The following is a 14,896-nucleotide window of genomic DNA, read 5'->3' as shown; positions in this document are numbered from 1 at the left end:
CCGACACCATGTCGCAGGATCTGTTTCGCAAGGAAGTGCTGGACGCAAAGCGGTCGGGTTGGCTGGGCAGCATCTCCCTCACCCAACCCCTCCGCCTGTGGGTCCTGACCGCATTCGCGAGCGCCGCAGCGCTGGCCATCGTTTTGTTCCTTGTCTTCGGCACCTATACACGCCGCTCGCGCGTGGTCGGCCAGCTGGTGCCGGTGCGGGGCATGGCGACGGTCCTTTCGCCAGCCACCGGCATCGTCTCCCGCGTCGACATTCCCGAAGGCGGCCATGCCCGGGCCGGCCAGACGATTGCGGTGGTCTCCATGCCCCGCGCCACGGTCGCCAGTGGCGACACCCTCGTTGCACTGGAGAATCGGCTGCGCCGCCGCACCGAAGGCCTGCATTCGACCCGTGCCGCCCAGCGGGAACAGCTGGACGCGCAGGCCGGAGGCCTTTCCGGACAGCGCATGACCGCGCGGCGGGAACTGGGTCAGATCCAGGCTGAAATCACCACCCGGAAAGCGCAGATCCGGTTGGCCCAGGAAACCCTGGATCGACTGCGCGGACTGGAGGAAGACCGCTATGTCAGCCTCCTGCAGATCAAGCAGCAGGAATCCACCGTGCTGGCCCTGACCGGGGAAATGCAGAACCTGCAACGGCAGGCCATCACGACCCGTCGGCTGATTGCCCAGCTCGAGCAAGCCGCACACGAACTCCCCGGACAACGACGCACCAGCGAAGCCACGTTCCAGCGCGACCTCGCGCTGCTGGAACAGGAAGGTCTGGAAACCCAGGCCCGAAGCGAGCTGGCCATCACCGCCCCCGTCACCGGCATGGTCGCCGCCCAGTGGTTCAAGCCCGGCCAGGCCGTACAGGCCAACCAACCACTCATGAACGTACTCCCCGGCGACGGCACGCTGGAAGCCGAGCTGTGGGTCCCCAGTCGTGCCATCGGTTTCATCGAGCCCGGCGATCAGGTTCTGCTCCGCTATCAGGCCTATCCCTATCAGAAGTTCGGCCAACATCGCGGGCGCGTCAGCCGGATAAGCCGGAGCGCGGTGAGCGGCGATGCGACTGGCGTGGGTGAATCCACCAATGAACCCCTCTATCGCGTCAGCGTTGCACTGGACCGGCAAGCCATCACCGCCTACGGCAAGCCTGAATCTCTCAAACCCGGAATGCTGCTTGATGCCGATGTGCTGGGTGAGAAGCGAAGTCTCATCGAGTGGGTTCTGGAACCTCTCTACTCAATTCGAGGAACCGTGTTCTGGCAATGACTGGAACACGGTCTTCGATGTGCCTGGCCGCCCAATTCCGGACGGCTGTGGAAGAAGCGCTGAGAAAGCGCCAATAACGAGGCTAAAAAATGAGAACGTTGACCGCAATCGAGGTTCATGAGGTATCAGGCGGAAGCAAAGCTTCCTATGAAGCTGGGCACAAAGCCGGAGGGGCCATCGTGAAGACGGCACAAGCCGTCCTGATTGTCGCGGGGCTTGTCGCCCTGGCACCCATCATCGCTGTCACTTCTTCATGAGGAGAAATGCATGAGAGTGTTGAACCCCACGGAATTTGCGTACGTTTCCGGATCCACTCAACCTGCAGGTGGAAGCTCAGCCGCCATGGCTGCCGCCTCCGCCATCAATGCGCTCAACGAGGTTGCCGAGGCAGTAGATACCCTACTGGATGACATATCCGACTTCGGAAGAGGCCTCGCGGACGGCATCTGGGATGCGCTCTAGAAATACAAGGGAGGTGCCACCCATCCGGGTGGCACCTGTTCACACGAGCATGAGGTCTTCCATGAGCAGAACCGGAATCATCTGGGTCACCCTCTACACAATCTTGGCAGGGGCCATGAACTTCAAGTCGTCGTTCCAATCGTCAAACGCCTTTGGAATCGCGTTCTCACTTGGCTCTTTTCTTGTTGTCGCAATTGTCTTCAAGAGCAGAAGGCCCCATTCCCATTCAAACCCTTCACGTACCTGATGTCTTGCGAAGCTGAAACAAACCAGTCCCAACACGCATACGCCAGTCTGGGCAATTCCCCATGAAGGTCGTCCTTCAGTCAGAGGCCGCAGAGTGCGGCCTTGCATCACTGGCAATGATAGCTGGAAGATACGACTTCCACGTCAGTCTATGCGAGATTCGCCGTCGCTTTCCTCTTTCACTCAAAGGCGCAAAGCTCGATCAGCTTATTCATATCGCCCAGCAGCTCGGCTTCTCAAGCCGTCCTCTGCGACTTGATTTGGAAGACCTCGAAAAGCTGAAGCTGCCATGCATTCTGCATTGGGATCTAAATCATTTCGTGGTTCTGTCCAAGGTCGGAAGTTCGAAAGTCATCATTCTGGATCCCGCTATCGGAGAGCGGAGATTGTCTCTCTCCGAGGTCTCCCGGCACTTCACCGGCATCGCACTCGAGCTTACCCCGAACACGGACTTCAAGCCTGAAAAGTCGACGCGCACTGTCACCGCTCGGCAATTGACCGGCTCGATCACGGGCCTATGGCGCGCTTTGGCGCAGATCCTATTGCTGTCCATGGCGCTGCAGGTGTTCGTGGTACTGGCTCCATTCTTCATGCAGTGGGTGGTCGATCAGACACTTGTCTCGGCGGACCGCGACCTGTTGGTGGTGTTGGGTTTGGGATTCGGCCTGGCGATGCTGCTCCAGATTGCCATCGGACTATTACGGGGATGGGCAGTCATATACCTTTCTTCCCGTCTGGGACTGCAATGGATGGGGAACGTATTCGCACATCTCCTGCGACTACCCCTGGGCTACTTCGAAAAGCGGCATCTGGGCGATATCACCTCCCGCCTGTCCTCGGTGCAATCCATCCAGCGCACCCTGACCACCAGCTTCATCGAGGCCATCATTGATGGTCTGATGGCGATGGTGACTCTGGGCATGATGCTGCTCTACAGTTGGAAACTCGCACTGATCACCCTGTTGGCGGTGGCGCTGTATCTGGGAATACGCGTCGTCTCCTATCGCCCCGTTCGCGACCGCACCGAACAGCAATTGGTGGCGGCCGCCAAGCAACAGACCCATCTGCTTGAGTCCCTGCGAGGCATGCAGAGCCTCAAGGTAGCCGGGCAGGAACCTCTGCGGCGCTCGACCTACCAGAACTTGATGAGCGACACGGTCAACCAGGAAGTGAAACTGGCAAGAATTGGGCTTTGTTTCAGCGGCGCAAGCCAGCTGGCATTCGGTGTCGAGCGCATCGCCGTTATCTGGATTGGCGCGATATTGGCGATTCAGAACGTCTTCTCCGTTGGCATGCTGATCGCCTATCTGGCATACAAGGACCAGTTCGCAGGGCGCATGGGTGCGCTTGTCGACAAATGGATCGAGTTCAGGATGCTGCGCCTGCATGGCGAGCGCCTGGCCGACATTGTGTTGAGTGAGCCGGAGGAAGATGGGGCATTCCCAGAATCACTTCCGGTGAACTCACCCAACATCGTTGTCGACAACATTTCCTTCCGCTATGCCGAAGGCGAACCCTGGGTCATCAAGGATTGCAGTCTCATCATTGATCCGGGCGAGTCCGTCGCGATCGTAGGGGCATCCGGTTGTGGCAAGACCACACTGGTGAAGCTGATGCTGGGTCTGTTGAAGCCGGACTCGGGAAGTATCCGCATCGGCGGCCTCGATCTGCATCAGGTCGGTCCGCGCAACATCCGCCCGCTCATCGGCACGGTGATGCAGGACGATCAACTGTTCGCCGGCAGTATCGCCGACAACATCAGCTTCTTTGACCCGGACTACGAACCGGCGCGGATCGAAGCCGCCGCCCGGTTGGCCGCGGTACACGAGGAAATCTCCGCCATGCCCATGGGCTATCACAGCCTGATCGGTGACATGGGCAGCTCACTGTCCGGCGGCCAGAAGCAGCGACTCATTCTTGCGCGTGCGCTGTATCGGCAGCCCAGACTCCTGTTTCTGGACGAGGCCACCAGCCATCTGGATGTAGCGAAAGAGCGATTCGTGAACGCAGCCGTCCAGCAGTTGGACCTAACCAAAGTCATCGTTGCCCACAGGCCCGAGACCATCAACAGCGCTGACCGGGTCCTGATGATGGTGGATGGACGAATAGTGAGCGAACACACACCTTCAATGGTGGCAATGGATGTCCATAACCCACGTCACTGATCATGGGGATCTCCATCTCCATCCATACATGATCAGCGCATCGTCCTTGGCATCAAGCCACTAAACCATATGTTAGGTCGAACAAGAGGGCCGCCGGCCCACAACAACCTTACTCGTCATTTCGGCATTCCTCAGGCCGCAATGACGCATGTGAATGCTGCCAATTTCTTCAATGACCGGATGACGGCCAAGCGTTTGCGATCACCATCCGCACTTGTATTCTCAGCTCTTTCATAAACCCAAAATTCCCTCCATTAACTTAGATTAGTTAGCTCCGATATCAATTTAGGAAGATTCCTGGTTCGACAGGAGCCTGCATTCTCTATACGTACCTTTCCGTCTACAGCGTTCTCGTTGACGGTGACTTTGTTTTGTACATGTGTAGTGAATTTCTTTCGCCGCATTGTCTCGCCCCCAAGGCGCAGTGACTCTGTGCCAATCAACAAGGAGATGTTGCAATGCGTGAGCTCAACTTGAGTGAATTGAACGCGGTTCATGGAGGTGGCGAGGGGAACAACGGGTCTTCCCACAACGGCATTGTTGGCGGATTGATTGGGGGTGCTGCTGGAGGCGCAGTCGCTGGCGGCACTGTTGGCGCAATGGTGGGAGGTCCGGTTGGCGCCGCAGTGGGCGCAGCGTTGGGAGCCGGAATTGGCGCCGTCGGTGGTGCGCTTGCCGGATATGGCTCAAGCGAGGCTCCGGAACAGGCGTGATGACGACCGTCTTAAATCCAATTCCCCGTACACAAGGAGAACGCAAGTGCGAGAACTTACCTTAAATGAAATGGGATTTGTATTTGGTGGAGACGCCCGTGAAGCCTCTTCCGTTGTTGGCGGAGCGATCCAAGGTGGTCTAGCTGGCGCAGGAGCCGTCATAGGCACCTTCGTTGCGCCCGCTGTCGGTACAGCCGCTGGCGCGGCAATCGGAGCGGCTGCAGGCGGTATATTGGGAGCCATTGCAGGCGCCTTTGACGCGGCTTCATGAATTTCCCGGAGTATGAACTCGGCGGCCAGCCTTGATTGGCTGGTCGCTTTAATGAATATCGACTCTTGATCCGAAGGAAAATACATGGGTATCGCAAGCTTCTCGAGCATGGTTTCGGCTGCAGCCTTTCTTGTATCCATCATGAATTTCATCGAAATTCGGAGACTGAAGAAAAAGCTGGGTACCCGCAACAAATCTTGAGCGAGCGCACCGAGTCAGTACCTGAAACACTGTTCTCCCTGGCTATTAGACACAGCGATCCCTATGATCAGCGATCCGCTTGTTCCCGAGAACAAGCGCCCCCTCGAGGAAGCAAACAGTGACCCAGAAAGTTGCGCTCGTGCTGACACCCGGTTTCGCGGACTGGGAATATGCCTTCATCGCCGGCGTCGGCGGTCCGTTCTATGGCTTGGATGTGGCGTTCTTCGCACCGGAAGCCGGAACGCTTCGCTCGCAGGGCGGCTTGACGGTTGAAGTCGAGAGAAGCGTGGCCGAATTGGCGGACTGGACTCCTGCCGCCATCGTGGTGGTCGGCGGCACCGTCTGGGAATCCGAACAGGCACCTGATATCAGTGCGCTGCTCAAGGAACAGCTTCAACGCGGCGTTACCGTGGCGGGCATCTGCGGCGGCACGCTGGCATTGGCGCGGGCCGGCCTGCTGAATGAAAGAGCGCATACCTCCAACGACGCCAACTTCCTGACGCGCAACGCTGAAAACTACACGGGACAAAGTCATTTCGTCGCTAGCGCCTCCGCGGTGACGGACACCCACGTCATCACCGCACCCGGATCGGCTCCGGTCAGCTTTACCGCCGGCGTTTTCAGGGCGGTGGGCATTGATGAAGAGACGGTGCGGCAGTTCAACACCATGCTGGCGGCGGAACATGCGGCGGCGGGGGAAGCCGCTCGCACCTAGGCGAGTAGCTGGACGTTTCTTGCTGTTGCGATTTCCCGGTGATCTCTTCGGCCAAGACCACCCAGCTACAGGCGACCAGTACATCGGGCAAGCCGGTGCTGATGAGCATCGACTTCGAGGGCTGCCATCCGAGCACCCCCGGCGTTCAATCGGACGCCCTGGATATGAAGGCGGTGCTGCGGGTGTTCTTTCGTCGCGCTCCGTTTGAACCATGAAGTGGCCTCATGAACGCTAGAGGTCTGGCACAGCACCCGCCCGCGACAACGCCTTGCGCAGTACCTCGGCACGGCCACCTTCCGGCCAGCCCACCACCTGATCAACAAGGCGTCCATCCTTGAACACATGGAAGACGGGCGTGGCCCAGTTGTCCACCATCGGCCAGTTCCGTTTGCCGTAGGCGATGCCGAACCGGAACTCCGGGTAGTCGGTGGTCAGTTGCTTGAGCACCGCGCTGTGGATGGTGCTGTCAGCCGGCATGACCCACAGCGCATGCCGCGCCAGCAACCCGGCGAGTGCCTTGTCCTGATGTATCTCCCGGAGTGCACGATGCGAGGGATTGCAGAAGGCGCCCGTGGTCACGACCACCTGCAACTGCGGGTCCAGCGTCGGGTTCTCGAGCAACAGACCTTCGCCATGATCCTCTTGGCGAAACCACGCCGGTTTCTGCAGGTCGAGTGTCAGCGCATGGGTGACGGGCGGGATGGGAATGACGTCATTCAGCGCCGTTTGCGCCGCGAAGGCGCGAGCGTCGTCGAACCGCCGGGTCCTGACGTACGCCTCATACATCTGCCTGTTCAGTTCTACCGGCGTCGTACCACGCCTGCCGAACTCGACTAGTGAACGTTCCATCAAATCCAGATAGGCGGGATTCCCCGTATAGAAAACCGCGACGCTGGACGCCCGGAACAACGAACGCAAACCCACGTCCGGCTCCTCCGCCAACGCCTGCAAGCGCTCCGCCTCAGCATCCAGCAATGTTTCGTAAGCCTCGGCGATCTGGGAGGAAAAGGCGATGCTTCCGCTATCAACCTTTCCATCTTCCAAATTTTCGATGGAAGTATTGAACTGCGCCACCGCCTGAGACTCGCGCGACTCAGGGGCGAGTACGCTCCTGTAGTCCTGTTGGGCTGAGTGGAGGTAATGAAGAGCCGCCGTCTTCAGATCAATTCCGGCCTGCTTACACCATTTCTGTATACCTATCGGGTGGACACGCAGGTCAAACGGTTTCCCGTCTTCGCCCAGCATGAGCATGCCGGCACGCCCACGCCGCTCCCACTCATCGCCATCGCGCTTGTCCACGACGTCGTCCGCATCGGCCAAGGCGACTACCACCTTCGCGTTCCTGATGCTTTCAATGCCGACAAATCCCCGATCAGAGCAGTAGTAAGCAATTCCCAGGGAGTTTCGTGCCGCGTCATATCCTCCCTTGGCGCTCCGGATGCCATCCTCATACGTTTCCTGCGAGAACGCTGGTCCCACCAGCCCAATCCACGCAAGAGCAACTGCTAACCGCTTTCCCACACGCACCTCGTATGCGGTCAAGGCAATCACCGATATCTGACGGAAGTCAGCCTGATTCTCGTACAAAGCTAGACACACATCATTGACATAGCGTGTTCACTCTCTGAACTCAGAGAACGGCTCATGAGCTATCGCGCAGGCACCTTATGCGCCAAGTGAGTTCAGAAACATTGGCGCAAGACCGCTCAAAGTTAGTCGACACCGCAGGGCGCCGTCGGCTGACTCCGGCCTCAGGAGTCCAGAAAAACTCCGTACAGCGGTACCACCTCCGTCACTCCGGTGGTTTCTTTTGCATCATCACTGGATGACAACCGGCGACCTTACGTCTTCGCCGGGAGGGGGCGAATACAACACCCGAAAGGGGAATCAGCCCGACCGACTGTACGCGGTTTTCTGCCTCCCGGCTCCCGGCCGCAATCCTGCGTGCCGGGTTTCCCGACAAGGAAAGGAGATCCCATGAGCAATCCCCGTATGGTCTATCTGTTGGAAGAAGAGACACAGCTGAGCATGATCCAGCTGCGTGAACACCTCACCATGCTGTCCACCCTCGCCAACCCGCGCTTCCGCTCGGATGAACATCTCCGCCTGCCGATTTCCCTGCAGGCCCTGAGCGACTGCTTCGCCTACATGGCCCAGGACGTCAACGACATGCTGGAATCCCTGCGCTATCACTACGGCGAACACGAGGAAGAAGCGGAAGAAGCCGTCAGCAACGCGTAACAAAAAACGCGGGCAGCCGGCGCCCGCGTTCTTAACATCCATCTGACTTAAAAATCTAGTTAGCGTCGCACTAGTTCATCTCGTATCTAACAAAACTATTCCACTCATCAATCGCCTCCTGAGCAGCATCCTCATGGCGTCGAATAGCCTCGTTTTGTTCTTCTACAAAATCATTGATACAGATCTTGTAGTCTTCAACTTCATTTCGAAAATTCCGAAGCTCCCATTCGTCCTTAAATTGGTAGGGCTTATATGGCTTTGTACATGAATGAGACGGCGTAAACATATCAGCATCTGCTGAGCCAACACAGGCAAGCAGCAACAGGCTGAGTAGCAGCGTTCGAGTGCGCATATTTCCCCTTAACCCTGACACGTTCAGGATGTCATCGCCTCTACCACGCAGATCACAGCAATCAGCTCCGATTGCTGGAATGTGATCTAGCGGGAATGTCTCTCCTTCAATGCTGGAACCCAGGCCGTCGAGCGACTAGCCAGCTCCCACCTTTTTTGCGGCTGCATCCAAGATCTTATCCAACGCTTCTTGAAGAGGCATCTTATCCCCATGCCGTCCATCAAGAGTTTGTGATGCGTTGTGCGAAATCGCATCAATCGCACGATTGAGAAGCGCTATCAGCATTTCGTTGTCTGGAAGATCGAGTTCTTCAATCTGCTTCTTGTAGCTGTCGTATGACTTCGCGAGTGCTTCTTTATGAGCGTACTCTTGCTGAAGTCTCTGATACTCACTTCGACGCTTACTAGCATAGTAAGTAAGCCAGACCGCAGGCCCATAAAATGGGAGCTTGTAAGCAAGACTTCGCAATACAGACTGCCAATCCCCCAGTTCCTTAAACCGGATACCTTCAGACCAACTAAAGCTGTCAACCGCCATGATAATGGAACCGAGAATTAGAACGGCGATGGCTGCATAAAACACTCCACCGGAGAATCGAATTGGCGCGGAAAATGACTCCTTCATCTCACGATAGGCGCTTGCCAAGCCAGCGCTTGTTGCGCCCGGAAGGAGGCTCTCAATTTGGGTATTGAGCGCGTTGTAGCGCACCTTCTGATTGCTCTCAAATTCAGTCATTCGGGACATCATGGCGTTCAGTTCCCCAGACTGACCACCCGTCCTCCCCTCACCCTCGCCATCTTGTTTCCCGAAAACCTTCTCGTAGAACGCCTCGAAGCCCTTCACGAGTTCGGATGATCTCGACACTATGCTCTTCGCTTTCTCGGCCTCTTCTGAAATCGCAGAAATAGCAAATTCAACTTTGCTTTTCTTAGATTCTTGCTCTTCACCGTCCGCCAGCAAATCGTTGTAGAACTCTGTAATTTTTTCGTGGCTGTCCTCTATATCTTCGGACTGCTCACGCAACTCACCAACAATTCCCACGCGCTCCTGTCCGTCACCAACTATCTCAACTTTTACCGAAACGATCTGCTGTCTTGCCTCTGCAACGATTCGCTCGCTTTCTAGCACATCCTTCTTCAGTGTTCGAATTTCGGAGAGGGCTTCCGTAGCGTTCTTTTTATAGATTTCGAAGAACCTTGTCAGAGTTTCCGAATACTCTTTGGCCGCATCGCTGAGGGCTCGGGAAGAACGTCCTGAAGCGGCAACAATCGGCTTTACGGCCAGAAGTATGTTATCAGCGTAGTGATTGGCTTGTGTCAGATGGCCTACATTTCGACTTGAAACGTAGTTCAATACTTCATTCGAACATGCTGCAACGTGCGGATTTGCCTCATCCCATTTTCCCAAAGGGATGAGTTCTGGATCGGTTGCATCCAGCATTGCGTCTGTATAGGAGATGACCTTCTTCAACCTGGCCAATTCCTCGAAGTCTTGCACAGCTGCATCCTCACTCAAGTCGACAGTCTTGAGCGAGGATTTCAGTGCCTCTAGATTTGCGCGGATTGGGTTGTTTTTTGCCTGCTCAGTCCATCGAGACATATGCAACTCCTTGAATGAAAGCTACTTCCTCACCCGCACTTCGAATACCCACAGTTCAAGCACGTCGCGCAGCCGTCCATGATGACGAGCGCCTTGGTGCTGCACTTGTGGCAGAGGGTGGCGGAGGGCGGGAAGCTGGCGCCGTCGCCGGTGACGGCGATGTCTTCGGAGGCGCCTGGGGTGTTGGTGCTGGAAGGGGTTGCGCTAAGAGCGCCCCCTTCTGCCCTGCGGGCCTCTTCCCCCGCGGGGGCGGGGGAAGGGATGGGCGGGGGGGTTACTTCAGAGTTTTTTTTTGCGCGGTCTTCGTACTGCTTGCGCTTTTCGGCCAGGATGGCGCGCTGGTGGTCGCTCATTTCCGGGTCGTGGATGAGGCCGATCGACTTCATGTGTTCTTCGACGATGGCGCCCAGTTCGGCGACCAGGGACGGCATGTAGACGCCGCCGGCCTTGAAGTAGCCGCCACGCGGATCGAACACGGCCTTCATTTCATCGACCAGGAAAGTGACGTCGCCGCCCTTGCGGAACACGGCGGACATGATGCGGGTGAGCGCGACGATCCACTGGAAATGCTCCATCGACTTGCTGTTGATGAAGATTTCGAAGGGGCGGCGCAGTTCGTGTTCGGTGCCGGCGTTGAGCACGATGTCGTTGATGGTCACGTACATGGCGTGTTCCACCAGCGGCGACTTGATCTTGTAGGTGCTGCCGACCAGCACTTCCGGGCGCTCGATGCGCTCGTGCATGTGGATGATGTCGGCCTTGGGCAGTTCGGCCTCGGCCTTGGCGCGGGAGATCGACTCGGCCTGCACCGGGGGCGCTGCTTCGCGCGCCTTGTCTTCCGGGGTGAGGACGCTGTAACCCTTGATTTTCTTGTCGATCTTGACGGCCATGGCGGGAAATCCTGTTGTGTCGTTGTGCTAAGTGATGAGGGGACCGCCTTCCGGGCGGTGGTGCCCTGAAGCCTGTCCCCTCTCCCCGGCGAGGGGAGAGGGGAAGGCGGGTGCCGCGGGTTACTTCCTGGCCGCCTTTCTGGCGGCTTTCTTCACGGTCTTTCTCGGGGCTGCTTTGCGGACGGCTTTCCTGGCCGCCTTCTTGGGTGCCGCTTTCTTCGGTGCTGCCTTTTTGGCCGTGGCTTTCTTCACGGCTTTCTTCACCGCCTTGCGGGCGGTCGTCGCCTTCTTGGCGACCTTGCGCTTGGCCGCGGTCACGTCACGCTTCACCGTGCCCTTGACCTTGGCGACATCCTTCTTGGCGGTGCGGCGCGCGGCCGCCACCTTCTTGGCCGCCTTCTTCTTGGCGCCGGTGGCCTTGCGCTTGAGCGCTGCGGCTTCCTTCTTGGCGCTGGCGCTGGCGGCGGCCAGTTTCTTCTTGGCCTTGGCGACGGTTTTCTTCACCGCCTTGCTGGCCTTGCTGGTGCGTTTGGCGACGGCCTTCTTGGCCTTGGCGAGGTCGGCCTTGACGGTCTTTTCCGCCTTCTTGGCGGCCTTCTTCGCCTTGGCGACGGTGGCGCTGGCGGAGGAGGCGACCGCGCCGCCGATTTCCATCGCCTTTTCCTTCACAGTCTCGGCGGCGTCGGAGAGCGTCGCCGTGACACCATTACCGTTGCTCATGTGCCCTCCTGTGGGCGTTCTGTCGGATTACGTCGCCGATGCTATACCCAGCTTCGCGGTTTTGCAGCGTGGCTGGGGCCTGTGGTTTTTGCCTTGCTGGGCGGGTGGTTGAAAAGCAAGAGCAGCTCGCTGCGCTCGCCCCCCTCTCCTGCCCTTCGGGCGTCCTCTCCCGCACGCGGGAGAGGGGACTTTCGGTTGGTTTGTCGGCTAGGAGCAGCTCGCTGCGCTCGCCCCCCTCTCCTGCCCTTCGGGCGTCCTCTCCCGCACGCGGGAGAGGAGACTTTCGGTTGGTTTGTCGGCTAGGAGCAGCTCGCTTTGCTCGCCCCCCTCTCCTGCCCTTCGGGCATCCTCTCCCGCAGGCGGGAGAGGAGACTTAGTTCGATTGCTGTGTGGCGGGGTTCTTTCGGGTTGGCGCGGCTGCCGGGGCAGCGCGCGCCATCGGCCGTCAGAACTTGCCGTAGTAGCCTTCCTTGAGCGCGTCGAACAGGTTGGCGGCGGTGTGCATTTCGCCGTCGTATTCGATCTGCTCGTTGCCCTTGACCTCCACCACGCTGCCGTCATCCAGCTCGAAGCGGTAGGTGGTGTTTTCCAGGTCCGCTTCCTTGACCAGCACGCCCTGGAAGGCGGCGGGGTTGAAGCGGAAGGTGGTGCAGCCCTTCAGACCCTGCTGGTGGGCGTAGCGGTAGATGTCCTTGAACTCCTCGTAGGGGTAGTCCGTGGGAACGTTGGCGGTCTTGGAGATGGAGCTGTCCACCCACTTCTGCGCGGCGGCCTGCACGTCCACGTGTTCCTTGGGCGAGATGTCGTCGGCGGCGATGAAGTATTCCGGCAGCCTGGCGTCGGCTTCGTCGCTGAACGGCATGGCCTTGGGATTGACCAGTTCGCGGTAGGCCAGCAGCTCGTAGGAGTAGACGTCCACCTTTTCCTTGGACTTCTTGCCTTCGCGGATCACGTTGCGGCTGTAGTGGTGCGCGAACGAGGGCTCGATGCCGTTGGAAGCGTTGTTGGCCAGCGACAGGCTGATGGTGCCGGTGGGGGCGATGGAGCTGTGGTGGGTGAAGCGGCTGCCCACCTCGGCCAGTTCATCGACCAGATCCGGCGCGACCGAGGCCACGCGCTGCATGTAGCGGCTGTACTTGGCGTGCAGGACCTTGCCGGGGATTTCCTGGCCGGCCTTCCAGCCGTCCTTCGCCATTTCCGGACGCTTGCGCAGCATCTCGGCGGTGACGGTGAACAGCTCTTCCATGATCGGCGCGGCGCCCTTTTCCTTCGCCAGGGCCAGGCCCATTTCCCAGCCGGCCACGGCCATTTCGCGGGCGATGGACTCGGTGAACTCGCAGGATTCCGGGCTGCCGTACTTGTGCTTGAGCATGGTCAGGGTGGAGCCCAGGCCCAGGAAGCCCATGCCGTGGCGGCGCTTGCGCAGGATTTCGGCGCGCTGCTGTTCCAGCGGCAGGCCGTTCACTTCCACCACATTGTCGAGCATGCGGGTGAACACGCGCACGACTTCCTTGTATTCCTCCCAGTCGAAACGCGCCTGGTCGGTGAAGGGATCGCGCACGAACGTGGTCAGGTTGACCGAGCCCAGCAGGCAGGCGCCGTAGGGCGGCAACGGCTGCTCGCCGCACGGGTTGGTGGCGCGGATGGTCTCGCACCACCAGTTGTTGTTCATCTCGTTGACGCGGTCGATCAGGATGAAGCCCGGCTCGGCGTAGTCATACGTCGAGACCATGATCATGTCCCACAGATGGCGGGCGCGGATGTGGCCGTAGATCTTGCAGGCGACCAGGCCGTCGTCGCGGACCACGTAGTTCTTGTGGGTCGGCCAGTCGCGCCAGACCACCTGGTTGGCGTCTTCCAGGTCCAGGTCGCCCTTTTCCTTGATGTTGACCGGGAACACCAGCGGCCAGTCGCCGTCGTTGTTGACCGCGTCCATGAAGCCGTCGGTGATCAGCAGCGACAGGTTGAACTGGCGCAGGCGGCCGTCTTCGCGCTTGGCGCGGATGAAGTCCTTCACGTCCGGGTGGGAGACGTCGAAGGTGCCCATCTGGGCGCCGCGACGGCCACCGGCCGAGGACACGGTGAAGCACATCTTGTCGTAGATATCCATGAAGGACATCGGACCGGAGGTGTAGGCGCCGGCGCCCGCGACGAACGCGCCGCGCGGACGCAACGTGGAGAACTCGTAACCGATGCCGCAGCCGGCCTTGAGGGTGAGGCCTGCTTCGTGGACCTTGTCCAGGATGCCGTCCATCGAGTCCTCGATGGTGCCGGACACGGTGCAGTTGATGGTGCTGGTGGCCGGCTTGTGCTGCTGGGCGCCGGCGTTGGAGGTGATGCGGCCGGCGGGAATGGCCCCGCGGCGCAGCGCCCACACGAAACGCTCGTACCAGTAGGCGCGCTTCTCGTTGGTGCTTTCGGCGTCGGCCAGGGCACGGGCCACGCGCTGGTAGGTACCGTCGATGTCGGCGTCCAGGGCTTCGCCCTGCTTGGTCTTCAACCGGTACTTCTTGTCCCAGATGTCCTGGGACGCCGGCTGCATGGGGATCTCGGTCCCGGTTGCCGCTGTCTTGACCGCCTCGAGGCGCACCGTGCTCATGTTGTGTCGTTCTCCTTGGTTCCTGAACCGGGTTCTTTTTCTAGTTGTGGTGTTACCGCGGCGTGCCCGGATGACGGCGACGACCGGCCCGCGCGCGGCGCTCCATCATGCGCGGCGCAGGTTGCCGGAGTGTGTTGGCGGGATTGCGGGAAACGTGCTCACGTAGGCTCACGCTAGTTTTCTCACACCCTTCCGTCGCTTTGGCGCCCCTCCCCGGGGAGCCTTCCTTTGTCAAGCAAAAACACCAGTGCTTGGGCCGCTTTCGCACCAGACCGCTATATGTAGTGGCGGCACGAGGTAGCCAAGCTACCCCCCGGTGGGGGGTCTGTCAATCGGATTGATGCGCTTTTTTTCATGACAATCCGGGGTGATCCGGTGAAACCGCCGACAGTCCTCGCGTGGAACTTCATTGCGGGTTTAGCGGTCGATGCGCACACTCGTTCAGGATGCGGCAGCG

At 59.1% G+C, this 14,896-nt stretch carries 11 protein-coding genes; 6 read left to right on the top strand and 5 right to left on the bottom strand.

Annotated elements, in window-relative coordinates:
* Positions 1–8 precede the first annotated feature (8 nt).
* From AC3DEZ_RS15255 to AC3DEZ_RS15235, 5 genes are all read left to right on the top strand, one after another.
* On the top strand, positions 9–1,265 hold the full coding sequence (locus tag AC3DEZ_RS15255) for an HlyD family secretion protein (RefSeq protein WP_488388968.1): 1,257 nt from the start codon (positions 9–11) through the stop codon (positions 1,263–1,265).
* A gap of 267 nt (positions 1,266–1,532) precedes the next feature.
* On the top strand, positions 1,533–1,727 hold the full coding sequence (locus AC3DEZ_RS15250) for a hypothetical protein (RefSeq protein ID WP_488388967.1): 195 nt from the start codon (positions 1,533–1,535) through the stop codon (positions 1,725–1,727).
* 308 nt (positions 1,728–2,035) lie between these two features.
* Positions 2,036–4,138 carry a peptidase domain-containing ABC transporter gene (locus AC3DEZ_RS15245; RefSeq protein WP_488388966.1) on the top strand — a complete coding sequence of 701 codons (2,103 nt, stop codon included), beginning with the start codon at positions 2,036–2,038 and terminating at the stop codon, positions 4,136–4,138.
* A gap of 1,303 nt (positions 4,139–5,441) precedes the next feature.
* Positions 5,442–6,038: a DJ-1/PfpI family protein gene (locus AC3DEZ_RS15240; protein ID WP_488388965.1), complete on the top strand. Its 597-nt coding sequence runs from the start codon at positions 5,442–5,444 to the stop codon at positions 6,036–6,038.
* Positions 6,039–6,076: 38 nt separating this feature from the next.
* Positions 6,077–6,253 carry a hypothetical protein gene (locus AC3DEZ_RS15235; protein WP_488388964.1) on the top strand — a complete coding sequence of 59 codons (177 nt, stop codon included), beginning with the start codon at positions 6,077–6,079 and terminating at the stop codon, positions 6,251–6,253.
* Positions 6,254–6,269: 16 nt separating this feature from the next.
* Here the strand turns inward: AC3DEZ_RS15235 and AC3DEZ_RS15230 are convergent, their stop codons facing one another.
* Complete coding sequence (locus tag AC3DEZ_RS15230; protein ID WP_488388963.1) at positions 6,270–7,580, bottom strand: hypothetical protein; 1,311 nt, start codon at positions 7,578–7,580, stop codon at positions 6,270–6,272.
* Between the two features lie 435 nt (positions 7,581–8,015).
* Between AC3DEZ_RS15230 and AC3DEZ_RS15225 the strand changes: the two genes are divergently transcribed.
* Positions 8,016–8,279: an XAC0095 family protein gene (locus AC3DEZ_RS15225; RefSeq protein ID WP_488388962.1), complete on the top strand. Its 264-nt coding sequence runs from the start codon at positions 8,016–8,018 to the stop codon at positions 8,277–8,279.
* A gap of 487 nt (positions 8,280–8,766) precedes the next feature.
* Here the strand turns inward: AC3DEZ_RS15225 and AC3DEZ_RS15220 are convergent, their stop codons facing one another.
* The 4 genes from AC3DEZ_RS15220 to AC3DEZ_RS15205 form a co-directional block, all read right to left on the bottom strand.
* Positions 8,767–10,230, bottom strand: a complete 1,464-nt coding sequence (locus tag AC3DEZ_RS15220; protein ID WP_488388961.1) for a hypothetical protein — start codon at positions 10,228–10,230, stop codon at positions 8,767–8,769.
* A gap of 29 nt (positions 10,231–10,259) precedes the next feature.
* Positions 10,260–11,120: a TSCPD domain-containing protein gene (locus AC3DEZ_RS15215; RefSeq protein ID WP_488388960.1), complete on the bottom strand. Its 861-nt coding sequence runs from the start codon at positions 11,118–11,120 to the stop codon at positions 10,260–10,262.
* 120 nt (positions 11,121–11,240) lie between these two features.
* Entirely contained in the window at positions 11,241–11,840 is a 600-nt protein-coding gene (locus tag AC3DEZ_RS15210; protein WP_488388959.1) for a hypothetical protein, read from the bottom strand.
* A gap of 445 nt (positions 11,841–12,285) precedes the next feature.
* Positions 12,286–14,439, bottom strand: a complete 2,154-nt coding sequence (locus AC3DEZ_RS15205; RefSeq protein ID WP_488388958.1) for an adenosylcobalamin-dependent ribonucleoside-diphosphate reductase — start codon at positions 14,437–14,439, stop codon at positions 12,286–12,288.
* Between the last annotated feature and the right edge of the window lie 457 nt (positions 14,440–14,896).

Source organism: Pseudoxanthomonas sp. 134C1 (genome assembly GCF_057773065.1).
The sequence above is the reverse complement of the archived record's forward strand: the minus strand, read 5'-3'. Positions and strand labels throughout refer to the sequence as shown.

Bases quoted from the DNA above. Each gene is read 5' to 3' on its own strand.
- AC3DEZ_RS15220 (WP_488388961.1), bottom strand. From the start codon at position 10,230: ATGTCTCGATGGACTGAGCAGGCAAAAAACAACCCAATCCGCGCAAAT.
- AC3DEZ_RS15250 (WP_488388967.1), top strand. From the start codon at position 1,533: ATGAGAGTGTTGAACCCCACGGAATTTGCGTACGTTTCCGGATCCACT.
- AC3DEZ_RS15245 (WP_488388966.1), top strand. From the start codon at position 2,036: ATGAAGGTCGTCCTTCAGTCAGAGGCCGCAGAGTGCGGCCTTGCATCA.
- AC3DEZ_RS15215 (WP_488388960.1), bottom strand. From the start codon at position 11,120: ATGGCCGTCAAGATCGACAAGAAAATCAAGGGTTACAGCGTCCTCACC.
- AC3DEZ_RS15255 (WP_488388968.1), top strand. From the start codon at position 9: ATGTCGCAGGATCTGTTTCGCAAGGAAGTGCTGGACGCAAAGCGGTCG.
- AC3DEZ_RS15225 (WP_488388962.1), top strand. From the start codon at position 8,016: ATGAGCAATCCCCGTATGGTCTATCTGTTGGAAGAAGAGACACAGCTG.
- AC3DEZ_RS15210 (WP_488388959.1), bottom strand. From the start codon at position 11,840: ATGAGCAACGGTAATGGTGTCACGGCGACGCTCTCCGACGCCGCCGAG.
- AC3DEZ_RS15205 (WP_488388958.1), bottom strand. From the start codon at position 14,439: ATGAGCACGGTGCGCCTCGAGGCGGTCAAGACAGCGGCAACCGGGACC.